Below are 12,042 nucleotides of genomic sequence, written 5' to 3'. Positions count from 1 at the left end.
AATGCGTCCACTACAAATTCAAGGTTTGGCGTTCAGCGTGCTGGCCTTGATGTTGACGGTTGCTGCCACCGCGTTGCCGCAGCTCAACCCACAAGCAGAGTTGTGTATTTTTGCAATACTGGTACTTGTTTTTGGCGTGCCGCATGGGGCGCTTGACCCGATTTTTGCAAGGCAGTTGTATGGCATTCAGTCACTGCCGGGCTGGATTGCTTTTACAGTAATTTATGTCACCTTGGGCGCTATGGTGATTGGGCTTTGGTGGTTGATGCCCAGCGCATTTTTGACACTTTTTTTGATCGCATCTGCAGTGCACTTTTCCGGCGATCTGGTTCCTGATACACCACGGGTCGCCCGCATTTTTTACGGCGGTGCATTCATTTTTTTTCCGGTATTGCTACATGCCGCTGAGGTCTCTCAGCTATTTGGTTTTTTGACAGGTGCCAGCGCTGCGGATACCCTGGTCGCAGGCATGCGTTGGCTCGCATGGCCATGGTTGACAGCTACTGCGCTGGTATTGGTTTTTATGTGGCGACGAAATTGGCTGACTTTTCTTGAAATTGCATCAGTCAGCTTGTTGGCAATTGCTGTACCACCGCTGCTGGCATTCGCGTTATTTTTTTGTGTCATGCACAGCGCTCGCCATGTGCTGCGTACCCAACGGTACGCAGGGTTGTCTGCGTTCAGATTGTTGCTGACCAGTGCTGCGCCGATGGCTGCAGTGTCAGTCGGGTCTGCGTTGGCCTTGTATTTTTTCCAGGATTTGGCGTTCGATATGCATATCGTGCGGCTTGTTTTTATTGGATTGGCGGCTTTGACTGTGCCGCATATGCTGCTGGTGGAAAGGGTCCGGTTTTCTGGTTGGGTGAAATCTGGTAGTTTTTAGGGGAGGTCAAAACAAGATGAAGTCTTGAGTCGCCCGGATCAAGCTCAGCATGGTCAAGGTGCAGGACGTGTTGGACCTTGAGAAGCGCGGCAACAGAATGATCATGCAGGTGCATGACGAACTGGTGTTTGAAGTGCCTGCGGCCGAGGGCGAATGGGTCAGGAACGAGGTTCCGCGCCTGATGGCCGGCGTGGCGGACCTCAAAGTGCCGCTGCTGGCCGAGATTGGTTTTGGACCGAACTGGGAAAAGGCTCACTAACTTAACGCGTGGATCGTGCGCCGTCAGCGGTTGCGAGCAGCGGCAAGGCAGTCCGCGTTTAAATGGGTAGTTCACCGCGTGGCCCACCCCACCACACCATCACGAGGAACATCATGGCCAGCTCCAGCAAACAACAAAAAGCGTCCGGCGCGACGCCGTCCACTTCGTCCTACGATGCCGGCCAGATCGTGCTGGTGCTGCAGGGCGGCGGCGCGCTCGGCGCCTACCAGGTCGGGGTTTATCAGGCCCTGCATGAGGCGGGGATGGAGCCGCAATGGGTCATTGGCACATCCATCGGTGCCATCAACGGTGCGATCATTGCGGGCAATCCCCCGGCCCAGCGAATGGACAAGCTCAGCCGGTTCTGGCACATGGTGCAGCAGCAGGACCGGGCGGACTTCGGCGCATGGTGGGCGGCTCTGAGCCATGCGGCGGCCAACTACAAAATCTATGCCGGTGGGGTTGGCGGGTTTTTCAAACCGAACCGGCGTGCCGCGGGTGACGTGAATGCCGCAGTCGGCGTCGAGCAGGCGGCTTTTTACAGCACCGAACCCTTGCGCGACACGCTGGCGGCACTGATTGACTTTGACTACATCAACGCCGAGAATTGCCGTTTGACGCTGGGGGCTGTGTCCGTGGTCAGCGGGGAAATGAACTATTTTGACAGCCGCGACAGCCGAGACGGGCCGCTTGGCGTCGAGCACGTCATGGCATCGGGCGCGTTGCCGCCGGCGTTTCCGGCCATACGCGTTGACGGTGAGGCGTATTGGGACGGCGGCATTTATTCCAACTCTCCTATCGAGGTGGTGATGGACGACATACCGCGACGCAACTCATTGATCTTTTCGGCCAACGTATGGCATCCGCAGGGTCCCGAGCCACAAAGCGTTTGGCAGGTGATGGGCCGCCAGAAGGACATTCAATATGCCAGCCGTGACAAGAGTCACGTCAGGCGCCAGCAGCAGATTCACCAGATGCGCCACGTCATTCGCGAACTCGGAAAATACCTTCCAGCGGCAAAACGTGAGGACGCAGACGTGCGCGAGCTGCTCGACTTCGGTTGCGCCACCGTCATGCATCTGGTGCCCCTGCTGGCGCCCCGGCTGGCGCTTGAAGACCTGACCAAGGACATTGACTTCAGCGCGGACGGCATTCAGGCGCGCTGGCAGGCAGGTTACGCCGATACGCGCCGACAGCTCGAGCTGGCGCCGTGGCAGCGACCGGCGGGCACGATGGACGGCGTAATCATTCATGAGGAGACGCAGTATGAACAGGCAATTTGACAGCATCATTATTGGCACCGGTCAGGCCGGGCCACCATTGGCCGAGCGACTGGCCAAGGCGGGCCAGAAGGTGGCCATCATTGAGCGCAAGCGCTTTGGCGGCACGTGCGTCAATACCGGCTGCATGCCCACCAAGACGCTGGTCGCCAGCGCTTATGCCGCGCAACTGGCGCGGCGCAGCGCCGACTACGGCGTGATGATTGACGGCAAGATCAGGGTTGACATGAAACGCGTCAAGGCGCGCAAGGATGCGGTCGCGGACACCGCCAGCGTCAACATCGAAAAGTGGCTCAAGGGCCTGGCCGGCGCTACGGTGATTGAAGGGCATGCGCGCTTTGAGTCCCCCGACACGCTGCGCGTCAATGGCGATGTGCTGCAAGCGAAGCAAATTTTCATCAACACCGGCGCCCGTGCGCTGGTGCCGCCCATTGCGGGTCTGGAGCAGGTGGCGTACTTCACCAATTCCAGCATCATGGACGTTGACTATTTACCCGAACACCTGATCATCATCGGCGGCAGCTACATCGGGCTGGAGTTTGCGCAAATCTACCGGCGCTTTGGCGCGCAGGTCACTGTCGTCGAGAAGGCGCAGCAGATCATTGGCCGCGAAGACGCTGATGTGTCGAGCTGTATTGCCGATATCCTGCGCAACGAAGGCGTTCGCATTGAAACCGCTGCCGGGGGCATGACGGTAGAAAAGCGTGGCGCGCAGATCGCCGTCAAATGGGATTGCGCCGGGGCCTCGCGCGAGGTGCTGGGCTCGCACCTGCTGGTGGCCGTGGGGCGTGTGCCCAATACCGACGACCTGGGGCTGGATAAAGCCGGCGTGGCGCTCGACCCGCATGGCTACGTCGTGGTGGACTCTGGCTTGCGCACTCCGGTGCCCGGCATCTGGGCGCTGGGCGACTGCAATGGTAAGGGCGCCTTCACCCACACGTCCTACAACGACTTTGAGATCGTGGCCGACAACTTGCTCAAGGGTGAAAGCCGCAGCGTTGACGACCGAATCACGGCCTATGGCCTGTTCATTGATCCGCCGCTGGGCCGTGTCGGCATGAGCGATGCCGAGATCCGCAAGTCCGGTCGCCGCGCCCTGGTGGGCCAGCGCATGATGACGCGCGTGGGCCGCGCGGTCGAGAAGGGCGAGACCCAGGGCTTCATGAAGATAACGGTGGATGCCGATACGCAGCAGATTCTGGGCGCAGCGATCTTGGGCGTGGGCGGCGACGAAGCCATCCACTGCATCCTGGATGTGATGTACGCCAAGGCGCCCTACACCGTGCTGCAGCGCTCGGTTCACATTCATCCTACCGTAGCCGAGCTGATTCCTACCGTGCTGGGTGATTTGAAGCCCATGGACTAGCACCGAGCGCTGCTGCGCAATGGTTAACGGTTAACGCGCGCAGCCGCAACCATGGGCGCTGCGCTTTTGGCATTGCCCGAGGTGCTTGAGACCGCACCGCCCGCCGCTTCGCCAAAGCTGGCTACCTCGCCATCGCGCCCGAACTGTATGCGTGCCAGGGCAACCCTGGCACGTACAACGAAATTGCCAAGCTCATTTCCGAAGTGGTCGCCAAGGTGCCCGACGAACAGGTGATGGCCGACCTGGACGGTGCCGTGAAATGGGCTGGCGCCAACGGCGGCAATACCCGCAAAGTCGGCATCACCGGCTTTTGCTGGGGCGGCCGCATTACCTGGCTGTATGCCGAGCACAGCAAAAACGTTCAGGCCGGCGTGGCCTGGTACGGCCGCGTGGTCGGCACGCCGTCGCCGCTCAGCCCCAAAAATCCGCTGGATCTGGCCAGCAGCCTGAAGGCCCCGGTGCTCGGCTTGTACGGCGGGCAAGACGGTGGCATTCCGCTGATCAGCATCAACCAGATGAAAGACGTGCTGGCTGAGTCCGGCCACAGGGGCAATGCGGCCGCCAGGGACTCGGAGTTTGTGGTGTACCCTCAGGCGCCACACGCCTTTCATGCCGACTACCGCCCCAGCTACCGTAAGGCCGAGGCCGAAGACGGCTACCGGCGTGCGTTGGCCTGGTTCAAGGCGCACGGCGTCGCCTAGACTTCGCCTGGTCCTCGCCTAAACCTCGCCCAAACCGCGTATTTATTCAGCGCCAGCCGCTTCAGCGAAGCGGCGGCGGCTTTTTTTCGGGCGCCTTGACGCGCTTGATAAGATAGGACGAACCCCGGTGTTTGGCAGTCATGCCGCGTCCGGGGTTTGTGATTTGTGGCGTACCCAGACTGGTTACCTTGCAGGTTTTTGCTAATCATTTTGGGCTCTAGCCCAATAAATACGGGCGTTAGCAGCTATGACTTTGATAGCAATCTTGGTAGGAACCCTGGCCGCTGGCATCGGCAGCGTGTGGCTGGCGGCATTGCTTAGCTTTGGCGCGCTGGCGCGCTACACCCAGCACATGCTCAGCCTGGCCGCCGGTGCGCTGCTGGCCACCGCCTTCATGCACCTGCTGCCCGAAGCCTTCGAAAGCAAGGCCAGCCCCGACAACCTGTTTGCCGCGCTGCTGGTCGGGCTGGTGTTTTTCTTCCTGCTTGACAAGGCCGAGCTGTGGCACCACGGGCATGAACATCGAGACGAAGCCCCGAGCGGCCAGAAAGCAGAGGCCGGCCATCACGCCCATGGCCATGAAAATGAGCACGACCACGATCACGTCCACAAAAGCGGCGGCTGGGCCGTGCTGGCGGGCGACAGTGTGCACGCGTTTGGCGACGGCATCCTCATCGCCTCAGCCTTCATGGCCGATCTGCGCTTGGGCGTGGTCGCCGCGCTGGCCGTGATGGTGCACGAAGTACCCCACCACATGGGCGACCTGGTGGTGCTGCGCCAGAGCTCCAACAACCGGCGAATCGCCCTCATCAAGGTGTCACTGGCCGGCGCCGTGACTGCACTGGGCGGCGTGATCGGCTTCGCGCTGGTTGACCAGCTTTTGGGCTACCTGCCTTTTTTCCTGGTGCTGGCCTCCAGCAGCTTTGTTTATGTCGCGCTGGCTGATCTGATTCCGCAGCTTCAAAAACGCGTGACGGCCCGCGAAACCGCGGCGCAGATAGCCTGGCTGGCCATTGGCATCGGCTTGGTGACGCTGATCAGCCGAGTTGCGAATTCGCATTGATGGAGCAGTAGGCTTCAATGCCCGCGCACCCGATTTATTTTATTTCCAGATCATCCTTGCACTTTGTCGGCTTCGCCTTCACGAATGATCTGGAAACGGAATTACAGGCTAAATCGAGCTCTAGCCTAATAAGAGCGGGCGCAAGCAGCTATCAAAAAAGTAGCGTCTGCGGAGCGCAGGCTCAAACTTCCAGGTTGTCAATCAGCCGGGTATTGCCCAACTTGGCTGCGCCCAGCACCACCAATGTTTCGCCCGTCAGCGCGCCTTGCGGCGGCAGCAGGTCGGCGCGGCGCCGCAGCGTCAGGTAGTCGGGCTTCCAGCCGCGCCGCGCCAGCGTCTGCATGGCCTGGGCTTCCAGCGCTGGCAAGTCGGGCGTGCTGCTGGCTTGGGCGGCTTGGCCCAGCGCCTGCAAGGCTTTAGACAGCTGCACCGCTTCCAGGCGCTCGTCCGGGCTCAAGTAGCCGTTGCGCGATGACAGCGCCAGCCCGTCTTCTGCGCGCTGGGTCTCGCCGGCCAGAATATCGATCGGCAGGGCAAACTGCTGCACCATGCGGCGCACCACCAGCACCTGCTGATAGTCTTTTTTGCCAAAGGCCGCCACCCCTGAAGGCATACCGGCGTAAACGCAGGAAAAGAGCTTGAGCACCACGGTGCTGACGCCTATGAAAAAGCCGGGCCGAAAATGCCCTTCGAGCAGGTCGCTCAGGTCGCTGGCGGGGTGAACCTTGTAGGTTTGTGGCTGGGGGTAGAGCTCCTGCTCGCGCGGCGCAAACAGCACGTCGCAGCCGGCCGCTTCCAGGCGCTGCGCGTCGGTGTCCAGCGTGCGCGGGTAGCTTTCGAAGTCTTCGTGCGGCGCAAACTGCAGGCGGTTGACAAAAATACTCGACACCGATACATCGCCCAGCGGCTTGGCCTGCCTGACCAGCGCGATATGGCCGTCATGCAGATTGCCCATGGTGGGCACAAAAGCTGGGCGCTTGAACGGGCTGAGCTGCTTGCGCAGCTCTTCAATGGTGTGAACGATGTGCAATTTTTGTCCTTGAAGGGGGAGGGCTAACTACCAGGCGTGGCTGGCGTTGACCGGAAAGCTGCCGTCTTTGACGGCGCGTACATAGGCCTCCATGGCGCCGCGCACGCTGTGCGCGCCCTCCATGAAGTTGCGTACAAACTTCGGCATCTTGCCCAAATTCATACCCAGCATGTCGTGCAGCACCAGCACCTGGCCGGCGGTGTCAAGGCCTGCGCCTATGCCTATGGTGGGGCAGCGCGCCAACTCTAGCGTCAGCGCGGCCGACAGCGCGGCAGGCACCATCTCCAGCACCAGCATGGCGGCGCCGGCGTCTTGCAGCGCGTGCGCCTCGCGGCGCAGGCTGGCCGCGGCGACTTCGGTCTTACCCTGCACGCGGTAGCCGCCCAGCGCGTGAACGGTTTGCGGCGTCAGGCCCAGGTGGGCGCACACCGGAATGCCGCGCTCAACCAGAAAGCGCACGGTATCAAGGGTCCAGCCGCCGCCTTCGAGCTTGACCATGTGCGCGCCCGCCTGCATCAGCACTACGGCGCTGCGCAGCGCCAATTCCTTGGACTCCTGGTAGCTGCCAAACGGCAGATCGCTGATTAACCAGGCCGTGCCTTGCGCGCGGCGCAGGCCCCGGCTGACGCAATCGGTGTGATGCCGCATGGTTTCCAGCGTCACGCCGACGGTGCTGCTCAGGCCCTGGCAGACCATGCCCAGCGAGTCGCCGACCAATATGCATTCCACGCCAGCGGCATCGGCCACGGCGGCAAAGGTCGCGTCATAGGCCGTCAGCATGGTGATTTTCTCGCCCTGCGTGTGCATTTCACGCAGGCGCGGCAGGCTGATGGGCTTGCGCGACGCGGGCATGGACGCTGGCGGCAGCGTGCCATAGGGCGAGCCCGATCCGTTGCCCGCTGCAGGGGCGCTGGCGGTGTCGGCTGTGGTGGCGGTGTTGGCGGAAGAGGGGGTCATGGGGTGCTCCTGAATTAGCGAAAGTCTAATTCCATTTCCAGCCATTCCACGTCAATTCGACAGTTCCGACCGCATATGTCCGGCCTCCTATGTCGATGCATTCTCTGACCGCACTACCGCACGGTCTGCGGCAGCGCTTCCAATCTCATTTACGTAGCAGCTGCCGCAGGCGCGGAGCGCGTCATGCCCAGGCGCTCCAGCAAGGCCACATCGGCCTCGGTGTCGGGGTTGCCGGTGGTCAGCAGCTTGTCGCCATAAAAGATCGAATTGGCGCCGGCCAGAAAACACAGCGCCTGCACGCCGTCGCCCATCTGCTGGCGCCCGGCCGAAAGGCGGACCCGGGCTGTCGGCATGGTGATGCGCGCCACGGCGATGGTGCGGACAAATTCAAACAGGTCCAGGTCAGGCTGATCGGCCAGCGGCGTGCCGGGCACCTTCACCAGATTGTTGATGGGCACCGATTCGGGATAGGGCGTGAGGTTGGCCAACTCGGCCACCAGGCCGGCGCGCTGGCGCCGCGTTTCGCCCATTCCCACAATGCCGCCGCAGCAGACCTTGACGCCTGCGCTGCGCACGCGCGCCAGCGTATCGAGCCGGTCCTGGTACTGGCGTGTGCTGACGATGTCGCCGTAAAAATCGGGCGCGCTGTCCAGGTTGTGGTTGTAGTAGTCCAGCCCGGCGCTCTGCAGCGTTTGCGCCTGGCCGTCTTCCAGCATGCCCAGCGTGGCGCAGGTCTCCAGCCCCAGCGCCTTCACGCCGCGCACCAGCTCGGCGACTTTCTCGATGTCGCGCTCTTTCGGTGAGCGCCAGGCTGCGCCCATGCAAAAGCGCGTAGCGCCGGCCGCCTGGGCCAGCCTGGCGGCGGCCAGCACGTCGGCCGTATCCATCAGTTTGCTGGCCTCTACGCCGGTGTCATAGCGGGCCGCTTGCGGGCAGTAGCCGCAGTCCTCGGCGCAGCCGCCGGTCTTGACGGACAACAACGTGGCAAATTCAATGCGCGTGGGGTCGAAGTTCTCGCGGTGAACTAGTTGCGCGCGGTGCATCAGCTCGGGAAAAGGCAGCTCAAACAGCGCCTCGATCGCGTCAACGCTCCAGCGCTCGGCGCCGGTTTCACTGGCCTGCGGGGCGGGTGTGCAGGGGCGGCGCAAGGTGATGATTTGCTTTACAGGGATGGACATGGTGTGTTTTCCTTCAAGAAAGTTGGTTTGAAGTGGCTCTGAAGTGTTTCTGGCATGGTGTCAGCGGGATGCCTGGGCCAAGGTGGTCAGGGCGTCGATCAACTGGTCAATGTCGGCCTCGGTGTGAGCGGCTGACAGGGCAATACGCAGGCGGGCCGTGCCTTCGGGAACGGTCGGCGGGCGGATCGCCGGCACCCAGATGCCGCGTGCGCGCAGGCCTTCCATGGCGGCCAGGGCCTCGTCGTTGCGGCCAATCAGCAGCGGCTGGATGGCGGTTTGTGATTCGGACAATTTCCACTCGCTGCCATGCAGACCAGCGGTCAGGCCGCGTCGCAGGCGGGCTATGAACTGGTGCAAATGGGTTCGCCGCCAGTCATCCTGCGCTATCCGCTGCAGGCTGGCGCTCAGGGCGCTGGCCAGCAGTGGGGGCGCGGCCGTGGCAAAAATATAGCTGCGGGTTTTTTGCAGCAGCCACTCGACCAGCGCGTCGTCGCCCGCCACAAAGGCACCGGCCGCGCCGGCGGCCTTGCTCAGTGTGGCCATGTAAAGCACGCGGCGCGAGGCCTTGGCGCCATGCACACCGGCCTCGGCCAGGCTGCCGCGGCCTTGCGGGCCCTTGACGCCAAAGCCGTGCGCATCGTCCAGCAGCAGCAGGGCGTCGTGGCGTTCGCACAGTGCCAGCAGGCCGGCAATGTCGGCACAGGCGCCGTCCATGCTGAACACCGCGTCGCTGATTACCAGCTTGCGCGGGGCGCTGCTTTGCGCCAGTTCGTGGTTCAAGGCCGCCAGGTCGGCATGCGCGTAGCGGTGAACCTGCGCGCGCGAGAGCCTGGCGCCATCAATCAGGCAGGCGTGGTTCAGTGCATCTGAAAAGATCGCATCACCGGCTCCCACCAGTGCCGGGATGATGCCGATGTTGGTGGCGTAACCGGCATAAAAGTAGAGCGCGCGCGGCAGGCCCACAAACCTGGCCAGTTCGTGCTCCAGGGCCTCGTTGGCGGCACTGTGGCCGCTGACCAGCGGCGAGCCGCCGGCGCCCACGCCATAGGCCTGGGCGCCGGCGCAGGCTGCCCGCACCAGGTCGGGATGGGTGGACAGGCCCAGGTAGTCGTTGCTGCAAAAAGCCAGCATGCTGCGCCCGTCGACCATTAAACGCGCGCCGCTGTCAGGCGCAACCACCGTGCGGCGGCGGCGCAGGTGGGCATGGTCCAGTTGTTTGATGCGCGCCGGGAAGTCGTCAAGCCAGGAGTGTGTCATTGCCACTCCAGTGGAAGCTTGAAAGTCAAAGCGCGAGGATCGGGCACGCGCTGGTGGGGAATAGTCGCCAGCAGCGGCGCCCCGAGCTTTTGCTGCAGAAAGGCGATGTTGTCCTGCTGCGCCAGCATGGCGGCGTCCAGGTGGTTGGCGACCCAGCCAGCCAATGTCAAACCGCGTGCGCGTATCGCATTGGCCGTGAGCAGCGCATGGTTCAGGCAGCCCAGCCGCAAGCCCACCACCAGCACCACCGGCAAGCCTAGCGCCTGGGCCAGGTCGGCGCCGGTCTCGGTTGCCGAAAGCGGCACCTCAAATCCGCCTGCGCCTTCGACCACCACCGCGTCGGCCAGCGCCGCCAGCGCGCGGTGGCAGGCCACCAGATGCGCGACGTCAATCTTGACGCCGGCACGGGCCGCGGCAATATGCGGCGACACCGGGTCGGGCAAAAGCACCGGGTTGTCGAGTTCGGGCGGCACGGCGCAGGTGGAGGCGGCGCGCAGCGCGAACACGTCGGTATTGATTTCCACGCTACCGATGAATTCGGTGCCTGCTGCCACTGGCTTCATGCCGGTGACGCGCAGATGGTGGCGTGCCAGGGCATAGAGCAAGGCGGTGCTGACCAGCGTCTTGCCCACGCCCGTGTCGGTGCCGGTGATGAAAAGAGACAGCGTCGGTTTTTCGCTTTCAGCCATTGGTATTGCCCTGGTCGGCCAGCGTGGCTTCAAGTGCGGCAAGTGCGCCGTGTGCCAGATGGACGGCCGTTTGCGCGTCGAGGATATAGGGCGGCATGGCATAAAGCGTGTTGCCGATCGGGCGCAGCACCACGCCGTGCGCCATGGCATGCCGCGCGTAGCGGCCCGCAAATCCGGGCTGTGGACTTGCGCCGTCAAAACCTTCGTCAATGTCCCAGGCCCAGATCATGCCCTGCCGGCGCGCGTGTCGAACCGAGGGGTGCCGGGTCAGCGGTGCAAAGGCCTGGTCTAGCGTTTGCGCAAGCAGGGCGTTGTGACCGAGCACGTCGGTTTGTTCAAACAGTTCCAGCGTGGCCAGCGCAGCCCTGCAGGCCAGCGGATTGCCGGTGTAGGAATGCGAATGCAAAAAGCCCCGCGCCACCTCGTCGTCGTAAAAAGCGTTGTAGACCGTGTCGGTGGTCAGTACAGCCGACAGCGGCAGCGTGCCGCCGGTGAGCCCTTTGGAAAGGCAGATGAAGTCGGGCCGGATGCCCGCCTGCTGGTGTGCAAACATCGTGCCGGTGCGGCCAAAGCCGGTCGCGATCTCGTCGGCAATCAGATGCACCTCGTAGCGGTCGCACAGCGCGCGCGCCGCGCGCAAATAACTGGCGTCGTGCATGGCCATGCCGGCAGCGCACTGCACCAGGGGCTCGACGATGAGGGCGGCGGTCTGCGCATGGTGCTCTTCCAGCCAGTCCTGCAAGCCCGCCGCCGCGCGGTGTGCCGCATCGGCAGCGCTCTGGCCGGGCAAGGCTGCACGGGCATCGGGGCTGGGCACGGTGGCGGCCAGCCGCACCAGCGGCGCATAGGCTTCCCGGAAAATGGCAATGTCGGTGACCGCCAGCGCACCCACTGTTTCGCCGTGGTAGCCGCCAGCCAGTCCGATAAATCGGCACTTTTCAGGCCTGCCGGTGTTGCGCCAGTAATGCGCGCTCATCTTCAGGGCAATCTCGGTGGCGCTGGCGCCGTCGCTGCCGTAAAAGGCATGGCCCAGGCCGGTCAGGGCGCCCAGCCGCTCGGACAGCTCGACCACCGGCTGGTGCGTGAAACCGGCCAGCATGACATGGTCAAGGCGGTCCAGCTGGTCAACCAGCGCTGCCTTGATATGTGGATGGTTGTGGCCGAACAGGTTGACCCACCAGGAACTGACGCCGTCCAGGTAGCGCCGGCCTTCGAAGTCATAAAGCCACACGCCGTCGGCCCGCGCAATCGGCAGCGGCGGGTAAGCTTCGTGCAGCTTCATCTGGGTACAGGGGTGCCAGACATGGCGCAGGCTGCGCTGGATCATTGATGCGTTGTGCATGGACCTGATGGGTAAAGCAAAAAGGGGATCGAAGGGC

Annotated in this window: 11 protein-coding genes and 1 pseudogene; 6 read left to right on the top strand and 6 right to left on the bottom strand. The window is 63.0% G+C overall.

The window, feature by feature from the left end; genetic code table 11:
• The first annotated feature begins 1 nt into the window (after position 1).
• The 6 genes and pseudogenes from HHJ18_RS07430 to HHJ18_RS07405 all read left to right on the top strand — a co-directional run bounded on the left by HHJ18_RS07430 (position 2) and on the right by HHJ18_RS07405 (position 5,552).
• Entirely contained in the window at positions 2–883 is an 882-nt protein-coding gene (locus HHJ18_RS07430; protein ID WP_296913370.1) for a Brp/Blh family beta-carotene 15,15'-dioxygenase, read from the top strand.
• Positions 884–932: 49 nt separating this feature from the next.
• Positions 933–1,142: a DNA polymerase gene (locus HHJ18_RS07425; RefSeq protein WP_296913367.1), complete on the top strand. Its 210-nt coding sequence runs from the start codon at positions 933–935 to the stop codon at positions 1,140–1,142.
• A 113-nt stretch (positions 1,143–1,255) separates the two neighbouring features.
• Entirely contained in the window at positions 1,256–2,425 is a 1,170-nt protein-coding gene (locus HHJ18_RS07420) for a patatin-like phospholipase family protein (RefSeq protein WP_296913364.1), read from the top strand.
• Positions 2,409–3,788, top strand: a complete 1,380-nt coding sequence (locus HHJ18_RS07415; protein WP_296913362.1) for an FAD-containing oxidoreductase — start codon at positions 2,409–2,411, stop codon at positions 3,786–3,788. The genes HHJ18_RS07420 and HHJ18_RS07415 overlap by 17 nt, the downstream gene beginning before the upstream one ends.
• A gap of 95 nt (positions 3,789–3,883) precedes the next feature.
• A pseudogene (locus HHJ18_RS07410) lies at positions 3,884–4,489 on the top strand (dienelactone hydrolase family protein); the annotation flags it as partial.
• Between the two features lie 247 nt (positions 4,490–4,736).
• The gene (locus HHJ18_RS07405) at positions 4,737–5,552 is read left to right on the top strand and encodes a ZIP family metal transporter (protein WP_296913359.1); all 816 of its coding nucleotides are present in this window, start codon (positions 4,737–4,739) and stop codon (positions 5,550–5,552) included.
• 181 nt (positions 5,553–5,733) lie between these two features.
• Here the strand turns inward: HHJ18_RS07405 and panC are convergent, their stop codons facing one another.
• The 6 genes from panC to bioA form a co-directional block, all read right to left on the bottom strand.
• Entirely contained in the window at positions 5,734–6,582 is an 849-nt protein-coding gene (panC, locus tag HHJ18_RS07400) for a pantoate--beta-alanine ligase (protein ID WP_296913356.1), read from the bottom strand.
• 27 nt (positions 6,583–6,609) lie between these two features.
• Positions 6,610–7,434, bottom strand: a complete 825-nt coding sequence (gene panB / locus HHJ18_RS07395) for a 3-methyl-2-oxobutanoate hydroxymethyltransferase (protein WP_296913520.1) — start codon at positions 7,432–7,434, stop codon at positions 6,610–6,612.
• A gap of 254 nt (positions 7,435–7,688) precedes the next feature.
• Positions 7,689–8,717 carry a biotin synthase BioB gene (gene bioB / locus HHJ18_RS07390; protein WP_296913352.1) on the bottom strand — a complete coding sequence of 343 codons (1,029 nt, stop codon included), beginning with the start codon at positions 8,715–8,717 and terminating at the stop codon, positions 7,689–7,691.
• Between the two features lie 60 nt (positions 8,718–8,777).
• On the bottom strand, positions 8,778–9,974 hold the full coding sequence (gene bioF / locus HHJ18_RS07385; RefSeq protein ID WP_296913349.1) for an 8-amino-7-oxononanoate synthase: 1,197 nt from the start codon (positions 9,972–9,974) through the stop codon (positions 8,778–8,780).
• Positions 9,971–10,663 (bottom strand): dethiobiotin synthase, encoded by a 693-nt coding sequence (gene bioD, locus HHJ18_RS07380; RefSeq protein ID WP_296913346.1) that lies wholly within the window; start codon positions 10,661–10,663, stop codon positions 9,971–9,973. Before bioD ends, bioF begins: the two co-directional genes overlap by 4 nt.
• A complete protein-coding gene (gene bioA, locus HHJ18_RS07375) occupies positions 10,656–12,005 on the bottom strand; it encodes an adenosylmethionine--8-amino-7-oxononanoate transaminase (protein ID WP_296913345.1) in 1,350 nt (449 codons plus the stop codon). Before bioA ends, bioD begins: the two co-directional genes overlap by 8 nt.
• Between the last annotated feature and the right edge of the window lie 37 nt (positions 12,006–12,042).

The organism is Polaromonas sp. (assembly GCF_012927455.1).
Taxonomy (GTDB): domain Bacteria; phylum Pseudomonadota; class Gammaproteobacteria; order Burkholderiales; family Burkholderiaceae_C; genus Polaromonas.
This window is presented reverse-complemented; position numbering and strand designations above follow the sequence as displayed.